This is a genomic window from Lacinutrix neustonica (assembly GCF_026625145.1).
GTDB classification, from domain to species: domain Bacteria; phylum Bacteroidota; class Bacteroidia; order Flavobacteriales; family Flavobacteriaceae; genus Lacinutrix; species Lacinutrix neustonica.
The window spans coordinates 1,467,501-1,484,657 of record NZ_CP113088.1 but is presented as its reverse complement, the minus strand read 5'-3'; the positions used below and the strand labels follow the sequence as shown (position 1 = coordinate 1,484,657).

General features: G+C 33.6%; 18 protein-coding genes, 1 rRNA gene and 1 pseudogene (1 of these 20 cut by a window edge). 4 read left to right on the top strand and 16 right to left on the bottom strand.

Annotation, left to right across the window (positions count from 1 at the left end):
* Positions 1 to 146: 146 nt before the first annotated feature.
* The 9 genes from N7U66_RS08240 to N7U66_RS08200 form a co-directional block, all read right to left on the bottom strand.
* Complete coding sequence (locus N7U66_RS08240) at positions 147 to 713, bottom strand: hypothetical protein (RefSeq protein WP_267678049.1); 567 nt, start codon at positions 711 to 713, stop codon at positions 147 to 149.
* Between the two features lie 26 nt (positions 714 to 739).
* Positions 740 to 1,336 (bottom strand): outer membrane beta-barrel protein, encoded by a 597-nt coding sequence (locus N7U66_RS08235; protein WP_267678047.1) that lies wholly within the window; start codon positions 1,334 to 1,336, stop codon positions 740 to 742.
* A 74-nt stretch (positions 1,337 to 1,410) separates the two neighbouring features.
* Positions 1,411 to 2,469: a hypothetical protein gene (locus tag N7U66_RS08230; RefSeq protein ID WP_267678046.1), complete on the bottom strand. Its 1,059-nt coding sequence runs from the start codon at positions 2,467 to 2,469 to the stop codon at positions 1,411 to 1,413.
* A gap of 99 nt (positions 2,470 to 2,568) precedes the next feature.
* The gene (locus tag N7U66_RS08225) at positions 2,569 to 2,820 is read right to left on the bottom strand and encodes a hypothetical protein (protein ID WP_267678045.1); all 252 of its coding nucleotides are present in this window, start codon (positions 2,818 to 2,820) and stop codon (positions 2,569 to 2,571) included.
* A complete protein-coding gene (locus N7U66_RS08220) occupies positions 2,817 to 3,068 on the bottom strand; it encodes a hypothetical protein (protein WP_267678044.1) in 252 nt (83 codons plus the stop codon). Before N7U66_RS08220 ends, N7U66_RS08225 begins: the two co-directional genes overlap by 4 nt.
* The gene (locus N7U66_RS08215) at positions 3,068 to 3,901 is read right to left on the bottom strand and encodes a hypothetical protein (protein ID WP_267678043.1); all 834 of its coding nucleotides are present in this window, start codon (positions 3,899 to 3,901) and stop codon (positions 3,068 to 3,070) included. Before N7U66_RS08215 ends, N7U66_RS08220 begins: the two co-directional genes overlap by 1 nt.
* A gap of 126 nt (positions 3,902 to 4,027) precedes the next feature.
* The gene (locus N7U66_RS08210; RefSeq protein ID WP_267678042.1) at positions 4,028 to 4,186 is read right to left on the bottom strand and encodes a hypothetical protein; all 159 of its coding nucleotides are present in this window, start codon (positions 4,184 to 4,186) and stop codon (positions 4,028 to 4,030) included.
* A gap of 200 nt (positions 4,187 to 4,386) precedes the next feature.
* Positions 4,387 to 5,028: a Kelch repeat-containing protein gene (locus N7U66_RS08205; protein WP_267678041.1), complete on the bottom strand. Its 642-nt coding sequence runs from the start codon at positions 5,026 to 5,028 to the stop codon at positions 4,387 to 4,389.
* The gene (locus N7U66_RS08200; protein ID WP_267678040.1) at positions 4,967 to 5,203 is read right to left on the bottom strand and encodes a kelch repeat-containing protein; all 237 of its coding nucleotides are present in this window, start codon (positions 5,201 to 5,203) and stop codon (positions 4,967 to 4,969) included. Before N7U66_RS08200 ends, N7U66_RS08205 begins: the two co-directional genes overlap by 62 nt.
* 318 nt (positions 5,204 to 5,521) lie before the next feature.
* On the opposite strand from N7U66_RS08200, the gene N7U66_RS08195 reads away from it, so the two are divergent.
* Together N7U66_RS08195 and N7U66_RS08190 are read left to right on the top strand one after the other, a co-directional pair.
* Positions 5,522 to 6,088 carry an RNA polymerase sigma factor gene (locus N7U66_RS08195; protein ID WP_267678039.1) on the top strand — a complete coding sequence of 189 codons (567 nt, stop codon included), beginning with the start codon at positions 5,522 to 5,524 and terminating at the stop codon, positions 6,086 to 6,088.
* The gene (locus tag N7U66_RS08190; protein WP_267678038.1) at positions 6,088 to 6,816 is read left to right on the top strand and encodes a tetratricopeptide repeat protein; all 729 of its coding nucleotides are present in this window, start codon (positions 6,088 to 6,090) and stop codon (positions 6,814 to 6,816) included. Before N7U66_RS08195 ends, N7U66_RS08190 begins: the two co-directional genes overlap by 1 nt.
* Positions 6,817 to 6,828: 12 nt before the next feature.
* On the opposite strand, the gene N7U66_RS08185 is transcribed toward N7U66_RS08190, so the two are convergent.
* From N7U66_RS08185 to N7U66_RS08155, 7 genes are all read right to left on the bottom strand, one after another.
* Positions 6,829 to 7,311, bottom strand: a complete 483-nt coding sequence (locus N7U66_RS08185) for a CHAT domain-containing protein (protein WP_267678037.1) — start codon at positions 7,309 to 7,311, stop codon at positions 6,829 to 6,831.
* A gap of 53 nt (positions 7,312 to 7,364) precedes the next feature.
* Entirely contained in the window at positions 7,365 to 9,572 is a 2,208-nt protein-coding gene (locus N7U66_RS08180; protein WP_267678036.1) for a CHAT domain-containing protein, read from the bottom strand.
* 48 nt (positions 9,573 to 9,620) lie between these two features.
* Complete coding sequence (locus N7U66_RS08175) at positions 9,621 to 9,926, bottom strand: hypothetical protein (protein WP_267678035.1); 306 nt, start codon at positions 9,924 to 9,926, stop codon at positions 9,621 to 9,623.
* Positions 9,889 to 10,188, bottom strand: a complete 300-nt coding sequence (locus tag N7U66_RS08170) for a hypothetical protein (protein WP_267678034.1) — start codon at positions 10,186 to 10,188, stop codon at positions 9,889 to 9,891. Before N7U66_RS08170 ends, N7U66_RS08175 begins: the two co-directional genes overlap by 38 nt.
* 150 nt (positions 10,189 to 10,338) lie before the next feature.
* Positions 10,339 to 11,496, bottom strand: coding sequence for a hypothetical protein (locus tag N7U66_RS08165; RefSeq protein WP_267678033.1), 1,158 nt, complete (start codon positions 11,494 to 11,496; stop codon positions 10,339 to 10,341).
* Between the two features lie 13 nt (positions 11,497 to 11,509).
* Positions 11,510 to 12,772 (bottom strand): hypothetical protein, encoded by a 1,263-nt coding sequence (locus N7U66_RS08160; RefSeq protein WP_267678032.1) that lies wholly within the window; start codon positions 12,770 to 12,772, stop codon positions 11,510 to 11,512.
* Positions 12,773 to 12,806: 34 nt separating this feature from the next.
* A complete protein-coding gene (locus N7U66_RS08155) occupies positions 12,807 to 13,406 on the bottom strand; it encodes a ribonuclease HII (RefSeq protein WP_267678031.1) in 600 nt (199 codons plus the stop codon).
* A 267-nt stretch (positions 13,407 to 13,673) separates the two neighbouring features.
* Between N7U66_RS08155 and N7U66_RS08150 the strand changes: the two are divergent.
* A pseudogene (locus tag N7U66_RS08150) lies at positions 13,674 to 15,658 on the top strand (putative porin).
* A gap of 827 nt (positions 15,659 to 16,485) precedes the next feature.
* Positions 16,486 to 17,157, top strand: a 16S ribosomal RNA gene (locus N7U66_RS08145); it runs 846 nt beyond the window's last position.

Below are 17,157 nucleotides of genomic sequence, written 5' to 3'. Positions count from 1 at the left end.
GTTAACATTTACGAATAAAAAAAGCCGAAATTTTTTAAACTCCGACTTTTCAACAACTAACTAAAAATGAAAAAACTTAATTAGAGAAGTACAGGGGATTATTATTTTATTTGAGAAATGATATTTTAGACTAACTTAAGTTTTAATTAGAATAGTTGGTTAATAGCTTTACCGCTGACAATGAGTTCATTGTTTTCCGAATTGTTATCGTTGTTATGAACATTTCCATCTATTTGAATGTCTGGATCTAGGCTTAGTCTTAAAATGTATTCCGGTGGAAATTCTCCTTCTGCCGGAGACGCTGAATTCCATGGACGTGTATAGGAGACTTGCATTGTTTCACCGGTGCGAAGGGTTGTGAATTCTACTCTACCAATTTCAGTTCCTGGCTGGTCTGTTGGTGTACCTAGAGATCTTTCATACAAGAGTATGACTTGTTGGCCTTCAACGGATATAAAGTTGTCTGCCATATTTTTTACACGACCAGTAATGGTTGCAGTACCGTCAAATGCAATTGATGATGTTGGTGTTATCATAAATACGACGTCATCTGCCTGTAAATCTATTATTGGTGTTGGTTCCGGCGAATCATCTTCTGAAGGGCCACAGGATAATGAAACAATACTTAACGCAAATAGAAATAGTAGATTGAACGTTCTTTTTAAATCAGTAGTCCTGATTAAACGACCTTTTTTAATTGTTGGATGTTTCATAACTAATAGTATTTTGAAAATTTCTTTTAGAAGTAAGCTGTAAAACCTGCACTAAAAAAGATGGTATTTAAAATGGTTTTGTTATCACCATCACCTCCTTTAGGTTTTTGACTTTGATTTGTGTAGTTAATAGCAGGTTCAACAGAAATATGATCTCCAAAGAAAAAGGCATATCCAGCCGTACCACGAATGGCAAAAACACTGGATTCAATATCTCCTATAATAGTACTGGTTTTATTTGAGCCAAAACCTACGGTAGCTTCTGCAAATAAGCCATTGTCAAACATATATCCGGCAAATGGACCTACTGCTATTCCATCTGAGGTGACCTTTTCGTCAATACCTTCAAATTTAGTAGTACTGGTTCTTACCTCGATTTCTAATCCTGCAACAATATTATCAGTAATAAAATAACCAACTTTTGGTGTTGCTGTAATTTGAAAAGTACTCCCTACATCACTCGTAGTGCCTTCGAATTTTGCTTTTTCGCTGGTAGAAATAATACCAATACTACCATTGGCTAAAAAGTTGCCTTGTGCTCTTGGTGTAAAGCCATCTTGAGCAAAAGTTGAAAAAGTAATTACAGTGATTACTAAAGTTAACATTGATTTTAAATGTGTCATAATTATTTGGTTTAATAGTTTTTATAATGCTTTAATGGTTCTCTTATATAAAGGTTAACATATGTTTAAAAAAATTATAGTGTGAGGTTAGTTTTTACGATCACATGGTTACTATTACTATAATTGTAACCACTCACCCAAAAGTTGATGCCGTCGAAAGCGATGCCACTAATAGTGGTATCTTGTACCCTATAACTTGAAACTACCTGAAAATTAGGAGCAATTTGGCATTTGTGTACAAATTGCCCATCACAGACATATAGATGTCCATTTTGATAGTCCAAACCTTCGGGTTGAATCTCTAGAGCTATAGTGTGCTCAATAAGATGTGGGGACAATACATAATTATATAAATACAAGCTGGATTCATTACTACTAGCAACCCAAATTTTATCTGCGTCTTGAGATGCCGGACCTTTTATCCATGCACCAGTTTCAAGGGAGTCGAAAGCTAAATTGTTATTACTGTTGTAATAAGCATGGAAGTTATCAGATCCATTATTACTTTGAAATACATATCGTAAAGAACCATCATACTTTTCAATTTCTACAGCACGAGCACTGTTAGTAGTTGCTATTTGTCCAATTTCCTCAAAAGTTTCAGGATTAATTAATCCTATATGGTCAGAGGCATTTGTTTTGCCATATACAATTGCTGTTTTATCATAGGTGAAAGCGATATCTACATCTCCTTCCCAGGGCGCATTACCTTGAGAAAGAATATTTAGCGTTTCAACCCAATCAGAGCTATTTTGTCCGTTATCAATTTTTTGAAGTGTTTTAGTTGAAGTACTACTGGATAGTGTTAGCGTATTGCCATCAAGTACATAATTAAAGAGACCTGGACTTCCTTGCCCACCTGTACCATCAATAGTAACTTCACCATTTGAAATACTATAATTAGGACTATAAATCCCTTTAAAATTATCGTTGGTTTGTCTTAAAATATTGGCTGTGTTATCTGTATTGAAATAGATATACTTATCACTACCATATATAAAATCACCTGAGGTAATTTCCCATTGTCCAAGTAATGGGTTTAAAGTCTGGTTAGAACTATCGTCGTCTTTACTGCAATTAAAAATAGAAATAGAAATAATTAATAGTAGTATGGTTTTATAGAGTGTTTTCATTTTTTTAAAATTAGTTTCCAAATGTTTTATTTAAATCTGAATAGTCAATACCAGTAAACTGTAGATCTGAAATATGAATTAAAAAGTCCTCTGGATTTTTTAATATTTTTTTCTCATAACTGTTTTCCACTTTAAAATTAGCAGTGCCGAAGCTATTGTACCATTAGATATATCTATACTTCCGGATAATAATGTTTTTGGATTTTTTGTAATTGTTTCTTTCGTCGCATTGTAAAATGCGGTAATTGCCTTCTCTTCTTTATTAAGTCTTTTTATGTTTACCAATACTCTGTTAAGTGTATTGTTTTGCACATCATACTCTAGCTGTAAATGTTCACTTCCTTTTGTCATTTTTTTTTAAAAGTGATTGTTGCCATTTGTATTCCTGTTTTTTTATCCTTGTAAACAAGCCCTGAAGCTTTGGTGTAATACCAATCTTCACCATTTATTTTGCATAAGTAAGTGCCGTTTTTAGAGTCTTTAGCCGAAGCGCTTAGAGATGAGACAGAACGTTCAGGCGTAGTTTTTGAATCTGTTGCAGTTTCTTTATTACATGAATAAAGAAACAGTAATCCGAAAATGATTAGAAGTGCTTTCATTACATTATCTTTTTATAATCTGATGTATCTATAGAAAAACTTGTTTTTTCTAATGCAATACAACGCATGGTCATGTTTTTTGCTTTTCGTTTAGAAGTATCGGTAATATTCATTTCTAATGGTAGGCCATCTATCATCTTTAGCCACATCTGGTCTAAACCCTTTTTTACTTTTGTTTTTGCATAAAGTTTAGTAAATGTTACATTAGCTTCATTAGTTACCCAAATGGTACCATGCATATCCTTGCCTTTTACAGCGTATTCATTAGCTAAATACCCAAGCATAGTTTTAGTTCTTCCAGTTGGTGTTATTGAATAATCAGATTCTATAAATGCATCGTTTGCAACATCGTCAAATTTCATATCCATAGCCATTTGTGTTTTGTCGCCTTTATTTTCCATAAGCATATATAATGTACTCCTTGGCATATCTATAACTGTAAATAGCTTCTGTCTATCATCTGGCATCATAAACCCTAAATATTCTCCTTGATTGGTTAAAAAATAGTCAAGATCTGTTTTGCTTTTGCCATCATCAATTTGCATGGTATATTTATGGCTAAACTTATAGGTGTCCGCCGGGGCTACATTAGACATGCCAAATGATGAATTTTTCTGTTTTCCATTTTTAGTCTTATTGTTTTTGCTCCCATTATTAAAAGTAGAATCGAATGCCTTATTGGTTTCTTTTTCTGTTTTTTGTTCTGCTTTTTTTTCAAAGGTCTTTTCAGTTACTTTACTGATTTTTTTGCCTAGTTTTTTAAAAATTTGTGCATCGGCTTGTGTAGCAAAACATAGAGTTAAGATGAGTGCTATAGTCTTTAAATGTCTCATTTTATATTGTTTTTAATTGATTAATCGTCTGCTCTTTCAGCTTCGAGAATTTTTTTCTCAATGGCTTTACCTAAAGAGTCTTTTTGTTTTTGTGTCAACTCTTTAGCTTGTAAGTAATATTGATTTCTATATTCTATATTCTGTTTTCTGTTCTTCTGTTAAATCCGTTTTATTCAGCATTTCAAGAAAACCAGTTTTCTCTCCAGTGGCATTACCACCTAAGTTTGTTCCAAACGTTTGTGTTAAAATTTCGGCTCCCATATCTAGAAAGTTGTCTTTTGACACTTTAGACGAATCCGTAGTTTTTGTTTGAGCAGGAGAGACGGTTGAAATTGAGAGAGCACATACTAGAAGTGAAATCTTTATGGTCTTATTAATAAAACTTCTAATTGTTTTCTCGGAATTCTTGATTTTGTTTTAAAGCATTCATATTAAGAATTTTTAGTTGTTTCTACTTAATGTTTTTTAAAATGAAAAGGTTAACATTAATCTTCTGTAACACGCCATATTTTTCCTGTAGCAGTTCCACTTGAGATATAACCTCCAAAAACCCAAAGAGCATCATCATAGGATAATGTGGCATGTTTTGTTATGGGATTTAAGGGGTTTGTGCCATCATAATGTATCCAGTCTTCAAGATTTGACGAGGTATAAATAGAATTTGTGTAAACAGAAGTAGCAGTGCGACCGCCAACAACCCACACTTTATTGTTATAAACGGTTGCAGTGTGCCAATTCAAACCTGGAAAAATAGAAAGGTTTTGTGGAACCAAAGACCAATTACTTCCATTGGTGCTTTTCCATATTTCATTAAGTTTTTCTCCAGCAATAGTCTCACCACCTAAAACATACATAGTATTATCAAAAACAAATCCACCTTGATTAACACGGCCGTAAAAGGCATTATTGGTTTCTTCAATCCAGGTATTGCCATCCGTTGTGGATTGTACAAAAGTGTTTCCAGTAGCTAATGAACTTGCGATAACATACATTTTGCTATTAAAAGCCGGAGTTTGATGATAGGTGATTTCTCCAAAAGGTGCCGTTACAAAAGTGTTGGTCCAGTTAGATCCATCTGTTGTCCACCGAGATATCGCCATACCAATCACCTGCAGTATTCTCACCACCTATAAGCCAAAGTTTACCATTAAATACAGTTAAAGTATGGCCACAGCGTTCTCCAGTTAAATTACTAGCAACTGAAGCCCACGCCACACCATCGTCACTGTTCCGGACAGAGCTTGAATAATTATTTCCTATAGTATAGCTGTCATCACCACCAATAGCCCGAGACTTTACCATTAAACTCAATCATAGTTTTACAGGCAAAGTCACCCATTTGATCTTGATTGGTTTTTAAATCGAAAGTTAAGTCTAGGGTTTCGGTGGTAAGAATTTGTCTTCGCTATTATCACTTGAACATGAAAATGTAGCGGCAGCCACAAATAGTAATAGAAATTTTGAAATATACTTACCAATTAAAGTATTCATAATTAAAAGTTTTAACGTTTTAATCTTTATAACTTAAAATTGAAAAGGTTAATAGAAATAATATTTTTTATGTAAAAAAAGTTAATTTAGCTAGTTAAGTGTTAACCTTTTATCAACGCCCACTATTAAATGTTAAACCAAGCTGAAGACATCACACTAGAGGAATTAAAACAAGGCTCAGAACAGCACCTTCGTAAAGTGTATGAAGACAACAGAGACAAGTTTATAAATTTTGCTAAACGTTATAATTTACCTCAAGACGATGTTATTGATGTTTACCAGGATGCTTATGTTGCCTTTTACAACAACATCATGTCCGGAAAAATTGAAACAATGACAAGTAGTATTTCTACATATCTATTTAGTATTGGTAAGTATTTAATTTTTGACAAGATGAAAAAAAATAACAAAACCATTAGTTCAGATTACAATATGGATATTGTAAGAGATCAAGAAGATGTTATGGAAAACATCACAATTGATAACCAAGAGTTAACGCATGAGCAACAGTTATTGAAGACCCATTTCACAAGTTTAGGTAAGCAATGTCAAGAATTACTAAAGCTCTTTTATTATCGTGGATTTACCATTAAAGATATATTAGCACAAGGCAATTATAATAGTGAAAACGTGATTAAAAGTGCGAAATCACGTTGTCTAAAAACCCTAAAAGAACGAATTAATAGCAATTCCTAATGACTAACGACGATTTATTATATCATTATTTTTCTAATACCCTGACTGAAGCGCAAACACGTGAGTTTAATAAGCGTTTAGAAATGGATGTCCAATTTGCAGCGGCATTTGAATTTGAAAAGAATTTAAAACGCGCAATAATACAAGAGGCAAACACTAACTTAAAAACAAGGCTGAAAGGTTTCGAAAGGGATATTAAAAGCGAAGAGCAACGTAATAAAACCAAAGGTTTTCGTTGGAAAATTGTAGCATCCATTGTTTTTTTAGTAGGCGCGAGTTGGTTGGGCTACACTACTTTTTTTGGAGTAGATTATAATGAATTGTATGTTTCTAATTTTCAGGAGTATCCAAATACCGAGTTCGCAATAACAAGAAGCGATGCTATTGACTCACCAGAACGAAAAGCGTTTGTAGCCTATGAAGCGGAAGATTATGGAAATGCAATTAAGAATTTTGAAAGCATCCCTACAGTCGATTATAAGGCGTATCACAAATTCTATATGGCTCAAGCCTATTTAAAGTTAGAAGAAATGGATAAGGCTAAATCATTATTAGAATCGATAGTCTTTGAAAACGAAAAATTTATTGGAGAATCACAATGGTATTTAGCGCTAATCGCTCTAAAAAAGAAGGATAAAAGGGAAGCCATTCAACAACTAAGAACGCTCACAGAGCATTATACTTATAACCAATCTAAAGCAGAAGCGCTACTTAAAGCATTGGACTAAGATTTTAGTTTTCTAAGGTAAAGGAACAATAGTAACAAAATTAACGCAAAACCTGATATTAATATAAAATAATAATGGGTGTGTATGGGTGACGAGTTTCCGAGACACTACGAAAGCAGACCAATAGTAAGGGTGTGAAAAACCATTCTCTTTATTTATGTTTATAAAGTCTAATTGTGCGTTTTTTAAAGCATTATTTTTGGTTTTTCTATTTGATAAATGTTGATAGAAGTCACCCATGAGCTGGGTTGAAGAAGCATCGTTAATTTTCCAAAGGGTACTCACAATACTGTTGGCGCCACTAAAATAAAACCCTCGAGCCAAGCTCATTAATCCTTCACCCCGATTTAATTTACCGATGCCACTTTCGCAAGCACTTAGTGTCACCAAATCGGCATTGAGTTGTAAATTATAGAGGTCGCGAACATGGAGTTTATTGGCACTGCGACCATTAGGAGCAAATGCCGAGATATGAAGATTCAGGAGTGGCGTCATCAAAAACGGCGTGAGTAGCCAAATGTAAAATACTATATCTTGAATTATTTTTGTTAAACTTTTCCGAGAGAGGCCCCTATGCCACTATAGAGATCACCACTAAAATGAGAAAGCACCTGTTGAGCTTCTTTTTTATTGTTTGGCAACGTGAGTAAGCTGCTATTTTTAAATGTGGGTGCAAACGCTAAGACATTGTTGTTATTCTGTTTTCGTTCTTGAAGTTGAAGCAATAGCGTCGCAGAATTCGCATAGGAAATCGCATAATCTTCAAGCAAATAATTGTAGTTGCTTTCATTTGTTGTTAAGGCTGAAAAAGGAATATAGTTTAGTAGACCATCTGGTAGAACAATAAGATTTTTTTTATTGCTGTATTGCAAATGTGACTCAAGAATTAATGAGTAGAGCTCAAAAGACTTGTCATGTAATATGCCTAAATCAGATTTTGGGTTGCTGAGTAATATATAAACTTCTTTAACAAGGTTTTCGATCGTTTCATTTAGTTGAACCTGAGTAAAATGTTTTTCAGTTTTTGTAATAGAAATCACAAAAAGGGACTCTTTTCCATAGAAATAGGAAAGTAATACATCGTCTTTACCCAAAAACAGTTGCATAGTTTCTATAGAAGCTACTTTGGAATTGTATTTTAAATCATAGTATGATTTATAGTTGTTTTCAATTGTTTCAACAATGTCGTTATATTCTTTTTTGACATTAAATAAATCATCCATCAAAACGTTGAGGTCTGTTTTAGACTTATCAATTTTTTTTTCGATGAAATTTATTTTGGTTTTTAATTGCTTTTCTTTGGTTAAAAGCGAATGCGGAACTGTTTTAAAAGTCGTCACTTTTGCACTTAATAACGCTTCGAGCAACAAAGTGCTTTTGCTTTTCTCTGAGATAAAGAACGCTTGATTAATAAAATTGAAGTCTTTGGTTTTTATATATAAATTGTACGCAGCTTTTAATCCGTTTTCAAAAATAGGATAGGCTTGATCGACTATAAAAAGTTTGTCCGTTTCTGTTTTAAAAGAAGGCTTTAGACTGTCTAATAGTGTTATAGCGCGATTTGCAGTTGCAAATGCCTCACTGTTATTTTTAAGCTTTAAGAGGACGTCCGTTTTGTCATTGTATAGTTTAAGTAATTCTGTTTTATTTACTGTCGAATTAATAGTTTTACTATCTGTAAGTTCATCTATAGCCAAGTTATAGGCTTGCAATGCTTTTTCAGGCTTGTTGAGTTCTGACAAAGTAAGTGCGATAGATCTATGAGATTGTGCTACTTCAAGATGTTTTTTAGTAGTCCATTTTTCTCTATAAAGATTTAGAACGACTTGCTGTTCTGTAAGCGCATCTTCATAATTACCTGCAGCTTTAAAGAGTTCGGCTTTTGCGTGATGATATCTTGGCTCATATGTATCGCCATCTTTTAAATGTGCTTTAATTAATTTTAAATAAAATGTTGCACTGTCTATTTGTTCTAGCTTAATGTGATTGCTAAAAATATTTTGGGCATCAGTTACTATACCGTTTTTCTTTCCGTTAGTTCGTAATTTATATTTTAAGGATGGTATAAAGTACGTGTTGGATTTCTCGTAATTAGCTTGGCGCTTGTAGAGCTCGCCTAGTAGGCTGTAATTAGCGAATAAATATTTTTTGTCGTTTGGTTTTAGATCTTCCAATAATCTTAGATTACGTTCAAAATAGACTTTGGATAATTCATATTTACCTTCGTCGCTGTACATTTTAGCCTTATAAATGTAGGCACTTGAGAGTAAGTCAATATTGCCAGGAGTAATGGTTTCAAGGCCGTTAGTTAAAATATTTTCTATAAGTGCATCAAAAGTGTCTTGCGCTAAGCCATAATCGTCTAACTGAAAATAATAAGTAGCACGATCATTTAAAAGGCAATTTTTATAGAATAGATAATCTGGATGTGTGCTAAAAAAAGTGTTTTGATGAACAAAAAGCATGTTCAACTCATCTAAGTTTTTACTAATAGTTTCTAAATCTAGTTCCTTTCTTGAATGATATGCAGCACTACGTATCGTATTAATATAATTTTCGGCTAAAGCTTTCCAATCTTTTTCAGCTCTAGCTAAAATTTTCACTTTATTAAAATAGTGATAAGCAGAATCTTTATTTGTCCAGGCGAATTCTCCTGCTTTTTGTTCCAAGAATTCTAGTGATTTTAAATTACTTTTTTGAGCACTAGAAAAATAAAAGCCAAAAGTTAAAATAAGGAATAGCTGCGTTTTTTTCATGAAAAAGCCTTTAGGAAATCTAAAGGCTAATATACAAATATTAGATTTTTATGGTCTTATGCCAGCAGGAATCGTATAAATTAAAGTAGTATTTTCATCCTCGCGGGTAATTTCTAATAGAATAGTCCCATTAATACCAGCTTCAAAATTGTAAGTATAATAGCTTAAGGCACCATTACTGTTAGGTAGCGTTTGCGGTTGTCCACTCACCAATGCGAGCGCTTCTAAATTCTCAGACAAAATTCTAAAGCTTGCATTTACACCTGCAGGCATTAATAAGAATCCTTCATTAGGGAAGCACAATTCGCCGACAATACTATCTCGGGCAAGGTGGAGGAGGTGGTAATACTCCAATACCAACAATTTCTATTAAGTTGTCTAGAAACTCGGTATAGCTGTTCAAATTGTCTTCAGCCTCTTGAATGCCAGCAGTGTTATTTGGGTCATTTTGTTGCAAATCGGCAAGTGTTTTAGCATAGAACTCTTGTGTAACTTCTGCTTCAAATAAATAGTTGGTTGCAGTAATTTCTATTGGTGGAGGAGTATCATCATCCGAGGCAGGACAAGCTAATAAGAGCAAACAAAAAGCAATTAATAGTGTTAATTTAGTTTTCATAATTTTTGTTTTAGTTATTGATCTATAACAATTAATAAGTACAAGTCAATAAAGTTAACATTTTTATAAATAAAATTTTACTATAATTTGTATCATTGGTTGTTGCACATAAAGATTTAATGCTTAAGGTTTTTTTGTTTAAAAACAAAATTAATTAATTTCATAGACTAAAATGGTGCTGTCATCGCCTCGTGTAACAAATTCTAAAGCAGGATCAGAGTCTATATTGTCTAAGTCTATTGGTGCATTTCCATACACTGGGAAGTTTGGTAGTAGTTTTGCTTGACTGTCATATAACAACACTTTTTGAGATTGTAATTCTGTGAGACTAACATAGATTTTATTATTAATATAAAAAAGTTTAGGCACTGTGTAACTCCCAAAATTAAGTTCTAATGCATTGTTTTTTATCTTTAATTTGTTGTCGTTTTGAGCGACAAGTGTCTTGCTTGTCGTCACTAGATTTGTGTTTTGCCCTAAAAGCGTGCTGCTGGTTACTTTGCCGTTGTCGTCTATTAGCATTAAATGACCATCTTGGGTGGTCGTTGCAAAACCATTGTCATACTCAAAAACTGGCTGATTTGAAAATGTAAGGTCTGTTTTTGGGGAAACCCTTGTTTTTCCTCGACGCGATAAAATATGCAATACTTCATTGGTTTTAATAATAATATAGTCCTTACTTGCTATACGTATATGTTGGGGCTGATGATTTATTATTCCTTTTGCAGAAGAAAATTTAAATCCTTGTACTGTTTTACCCTTTCCGTCGTATAGCAAGACCTGTTTGCCTTGCGTAACAAATAACCTGTAATTTTTCTTTTTATCGTAATCAAACACAGAAAGTGGTTGCGTAATTTTATCATTAAACAGTAAGGGGTACCCATCGACATCTTTCCCGTTTCTCGCGATTAAATATACGCGATGTGGTGTAGCGAAAGCCAATTGTAATCTGCCATTTTTGTAAATGTCGATTTGCTCAATTCTGCCTAAAACAGGTCCGTTAAGTTGTTTTTTCCAAAGGATATTACCTGTATTAGAAATTAAATACAGTTTATTATTAATGTCTTGTACTACAATTTCTTTTTGTTTAGTGCGATGATTAATAACAAATTGAGGATCATTTAATAATTTGACATCCAGTTTAATGTTTAATACTTCGGTAACCGTATTACTTTCCGTTCTTCCTTTATCTTTTTTTATTATGGCATTAAGATGTGCGTAATCGGTATCATATATAAATTGTAATGCAGATATTTTGTAGTTTTTAAGAGAAGCGTCGACGCTTGAGTTTAAATTTGTTTCTAACACGTTTTTAAGAACTTCAGGTCTCGGAAATCTGCAAAATGGAAGCATCTGTACTGAGATGTTCTGTAATGGCTTTGTAATAATCTCGTGAGCTTAAAGTGGTTTCATTTTGATAGTTAGCAATAATGTTTTCCGGACTTTCTTTGCTGTCTCCAAAAACGACAAATTGTTCAATAATACAATAATATTTTGCCTGGTCGTAAGTGATTAGGGGCTGAAATATCTCTGCAAAAAGTTTGGGTGTACTAAAATTAAAAATCTCAATCTGTCTATAGGTTTCTTCTCTGTTTTGCTCACTTATTAAAGCCTCTTTTGTAGAAATAATATCGATAGAATTTAGTACAATAGTTTTACTATTCGTTTGATGAATGAGACCAACTTCAACAATATTGTCAAAAAGAGTAGTAGGAATTATGGAGTCCTGTGTTTTTCTGAAAGCCTTTAACTGTGCATTGAAAACAGAAAAATCATCAAAAGTTAAACTCAAAAAGCCATCGCAGTTATTGGGAGCAATCTCTGCGAGTTGATTTTCATGAGGCGTGGTATTCTTAAAGATATTAATTAAACTGTCTGTCGAATCCTTTGCTTGAGTGACGCCGCTTAAGATAATTTGATCTTGAGACACCTCGGCATCAAAAGTGGTAAGATTTGTGAAGTTTTTAAAAGGAAGTGTTTCCGAATAGAATACTGTGTTTATAGCGTTTGATTGATGAGAATTTACTATAATTGAAAGTGTTTTTTCTTTATCTATGGTGCTAAAAGCAGAAGGTGTTTTTTTATTTTTTTTATTTTTGTTGCATAAGGTTTTTAATAAGTCTAAAGTTGAAGCAATAACGACGACACTATCTTTTACAGCGGCATAAGTGACTTCGTTGTTATAAGTGAATTTTCGAGCTTTTAGTTTGTCAATGGTTATACTTTCTTCTTTGTGATTAGGTAAAGTATTAATATTAAACAAATTAGGGACATTTTTAGTGCATAATGTAAACTGAAGACTGTCATTTCCATCCTTAATAAATGATAAAACAATGGGTTTAGTCGTGGACATAAAATCTAAAAAGGCTAATTTTCTAGAGAGGTGTATTGAAATATCAGTAGCCGTTAAATCGCTTATCAAATCATTGTTTTTCACATTGCTTTTAAGGGTTTCAATAGCGTTAATATTAAGTGTGATTTGTGCATTTTCAGGCACGAAATCATAAATTGAAATGTTGCTTTTGCGATTGTTGCAACTTAAAGTCGTAAATATAAAAAGGACAATTAGCCGGAAATGCTTCATTTGTATTTTGATCATTTTTAAAGAGAACCCAAAATTACAATTCTAATTTTAATTGTTCAGGTAATAACCTAAAGGTTTTTCTGTGGTATTTGGTAATACCATATTTTCTAATGGCGTCTCGATGTTCTTTTGTGGGATAACCTTTGTTCTGTTTCCAATTGTACATGGGAAATTCTTCATGAATTTGAGCCATATATGCATCTCGATAGGTTTTAGCTAAAACCGAAGCTGCGGCAATACTTAAATATTTGCTATCGCCTTTTACAATTGTTTTGTAAGTAATATTTCTAAGCGGTTTGAACCTGTTACCATCTACAATTATAAATTCCGGCGTAGGGACTAATTTTATTATCGAGCGTTGCATCGCTATAATGGATGCATTAAGTATGTTTACCGTATCTATTTCCGCTTCAAAAACGTGAGTAAAAGCAAATGAAACAGCTTCAGCTTCAATTATTGGTTTTAAAAATTCACGTTTTTTTTTAGAGAGTTGTTTAGAATCGTTTAAGAAGGTATTGTTGAAATCTTTTGGTAATAGAACAGCGGCAGCAGTAACAGGCCCAGCAAGACAGCCTCTGCCAGCTTCATCTGTGCCACATTCCAAATCAAAACCGGAGTAATTTAATTTTAGCATTTATATAATTCTTAACACGCTAAGCTAATAATAAATTGTAATATCGATGACAATTTAAAAATACTTAGAAATATTTTTCTTTAATAAGATATGGTGTCTGAAAGTTAAAAAAATAGAAAAGAAATGAATGCGCTAGGTCTTTTTTATTTTTATTGAACAGCCAAGATGCCTTTCTGTATATAAAATGAAAATCCTTATAGATATTTCATATTTTTACCACAGAATTCAGACACTTACCAAAGTAAGTTTTAAAAATAATAGTATTTAATGAATAAAGTAATCTTAGTTGTTTTTTTTATGTTTTTTGGTGTCCTAGCCTTAGCACAAACGCGACCAGTAAATAAGTCAGTAAATAAAGATGGCGATAATTATTCTGTAAAAACGGGGCAGCCTAATGACTCCACTAGAAGACGGTCCGCCAAGAGCACTAGTAATAAGAATATTAAAAACAGTGAGGCGAAAATTACGGATTATCTTATTATTTCCCATCTTAGTGATACCACTTATGTAGATACCACTTTAACCATTCAAAAGGAATACAAATACAATTATCTACGTAAAGATAATTTCAATTTAATTCCATTTTCTAACCTTGGTCAAAGTTATAATACGTTGAGTGAGGATTTTGAAAGCATGGCTTTAATGCCAAAGTTTGGAGCACGCGCAAAACATTTTAATTATATGGAAATTGAGGATATTAATTATTTTCATGTTCCTACACCGCTAACAGAACTTATGTATAAGAGTGCTTTTGAACAAGGACAGTTGTTGGATGCTTTGTTTACCACCAACACTTCAAAGCAACTCAATGTTTCAATTGCTTACAAAGGACTGCGTTCTCTTGGTAAATACCAAAACATACTTACCAGCACGGGAAATTTTAGATTTACAACAAGTTATGAAACTAAAAATCAACGGTATGTCGCTAATGCGCACTTTGTGGCTCAAGACTTGTTTAATGAGGAAAATGGTGGTATTAAAGATGATAATCTTCAGTTTTTCGAATCAGGAGATGAGGATTTTCTAGACCGAGGTGTTTTTGAAGTGAATTTCGATGATGCTGAAAATATCCTAAAGGGGAAACGATTTTATATAAATCATAAATATGTTTTTTTAAATAAAGCTGATTCAATTTCGCGAAACACTCTTAATATAACACATGTTATGGCATTGGAAGATAAGAGTTATATGTTTAAACAAGTACGACAGAATGACTTTTTTGGGGATAGCTTTAAATCATTAACACTTAGAGATAGAGTAACTTTAGAAGAGTTGCATAATCAACTCCAGCTTAATTATTCTAATAATATTGTTGGAGATTTACAGTTTAATGCCTCTCATTACAATTATAATTATGGCTATGATAAAATAGTGTTCTTAATTAACAGTATTATTCCTAATAGATTGAAAGGAGATGTGTTGGCAGTTGGTGGTCAATACAAAAAGCAAATCAAAGGATTTATTCTTAAAGGAGCTTTAGGAGTCAATGTTTCGGGGATTTCGAGGGGAATTTCATCAAAGCAGAAGCTAATTATGATATAAACAAAGATCTAAGCATTCAAGCAAAGCTAAATCACCATGCATCCGCTCCAAATTATAATGCGCAATTATATCAAAGTGATTACGTAAACTACAATTGGAAGAATGAGTTTAGTACGATTAAAACACAACAATTGGCCTTTGCTGTCAAGTCTAATAAGTATGTGAGCCTATCAGTAGACTTATCTACGATTAATGACTACGTCTATTTTGCAAAAGAGACTACAACAAATCTCGTTAAGCCTGTTCAAAACGATAAATCAATAACCTATCTAAGGGTAAAGGCAGAGAAAGAATTTAAATATGGTAATTTCAGACTGAATAACACGGTCATGTATCAAAATGTTCAAGATGAAAATCAGGTATTTAATGTGCCACAAGTAATTTCCAGAAATACGCTATACTATGCTAATCATGTGTTCAAAAAAGCGATGTACCTGCAAACAGGGATAACCTTTAATTATTTTACAGAATATAATATGAATGGTTACGATCCGTTATTATCCGAGTTTTATACACAAAACGATCAAAAACTAGGAGGGTTCCCAAGATTAGACTTTTTTGTGAATGCTAAAATCCGTCAAACAAGAATTTATCTTAAGGCAGAGCATTTTAATGCAGCCTTCACGGGTTATGATTATTATTCAGCACCCAATTATCCCTACCGGGATTTCACGATACGCTTTGGCGTTGTTTGGAACTTTTTTCTTTAAAAGCACATAAGTCTTAGGCGATCCCTAAGGGTTTGCTTTTCGCTATATTACTTTGTGCGAAAGTGCAAAAGGGTTGACGCTGCAATTCCGAAGGATTCACGATTTCTTTCTACAGAGTAGGGATGATTAATCCCTAATGCGGGCAAAAAGGGGCGTGTTAATAGCAAGAGGTTTTTTATTAGATTGTAATGGGGTCTGTTCTTTTTTAGTTTAGGGATTAAGGTGTTTTATAAAGCGCGATAAAAAGCGTGTATATATTAAGGACAAGGCGACAAAAAAAACGGATTATTTTTGTGGCTGTAAGTACCTAAAAATAAAGGGCTAAGAAGAGGGGGCGAAAAAAGATTAAAAAAAGGCAAAAAAAGTCATGGTTATCTCTAAAAAGGAATCTATATTTGCACCCGCTAAGCGAAACAGGTATACACTTGGGAAGTAAAGCAACGTTCATTAAAAGGCTTATAAAAAAAGATTTAAATTTTTACAATAATAAGCATTGAGATAACAAAAAAAGGTTGTAAGTTTGCAATCCGAAAAAACAGCAATGTTTTTTCAAAACGTTCAACAGAAATTTATTGAAATACGGATTAAAAAAAAGATTAATTTTTTTTTTCAAAAAGTATTGCGGGGTTAGAAATAAGTTATATATTTGCACCCGCTAAGCAATAAAGGTCTTAGAGAAACAGAAAAAAGTTCATACACATATTGAATTGACAGCGTAAGAAAGTTATTGGAAACGATAATTTTCAAACAAGAGAATAAGCCATTTTGAGTACTAAAATTAATTTCTTTGGTTGTTAAGCATATTAGTGGAAACACTTAAAAATTTAACGATGAAGAGTTTGATCCTGGCTCAGGATGAACGCTAGCGGCAGGCCTAACACATGCAAGTCGAGGGGTAACGGGGTGCTTGCACCGCCGACGACCGGCGCACGGGTGCGTAACGCGTATAGAATCTACCTTGTACTGAGGGATAGCCTTTGGAAACGAAGATTAACACCTCATGGTATGAAGCCTTGGCATCAAGATTTCATTAAAGATTACGGTACAAGATGACTATGCGTTCTATTAGCTAGATGGTAAGGTAACGGCTTACCATGGCCACGATAGATAGGGGCCCTGAGAGGGGGATCCCCCACACTGGTACTGAGACACGGACCGGACTCCTACGGGAGGCAGCAGTGAGGAATATTGGACAATGGAGGCAACTCTGATCCAGCCATGCCGCGTGCAGGATGACTGCCCTATGGGTTGTAAACTGCTTTTATACAGGAAGAAACACTCGGACGTGTCCGAGCTTGACGGTACTGTAAGAATAAGGATCGGCTAACTCCGTGCCAGCAGCCGCGGTAATACGGAGGATCCAAGCGTTATCCGGAATCATTGGGTTTAAAGGGTCCGTAGGTGGATAATTAAGTCAGAGGTGAAATCCTGCAGCTCAACTGTAGAATTGCCTTTGATACTGGTTATCTTGAGTTATTATGAAGTAGTTAGAATATGTA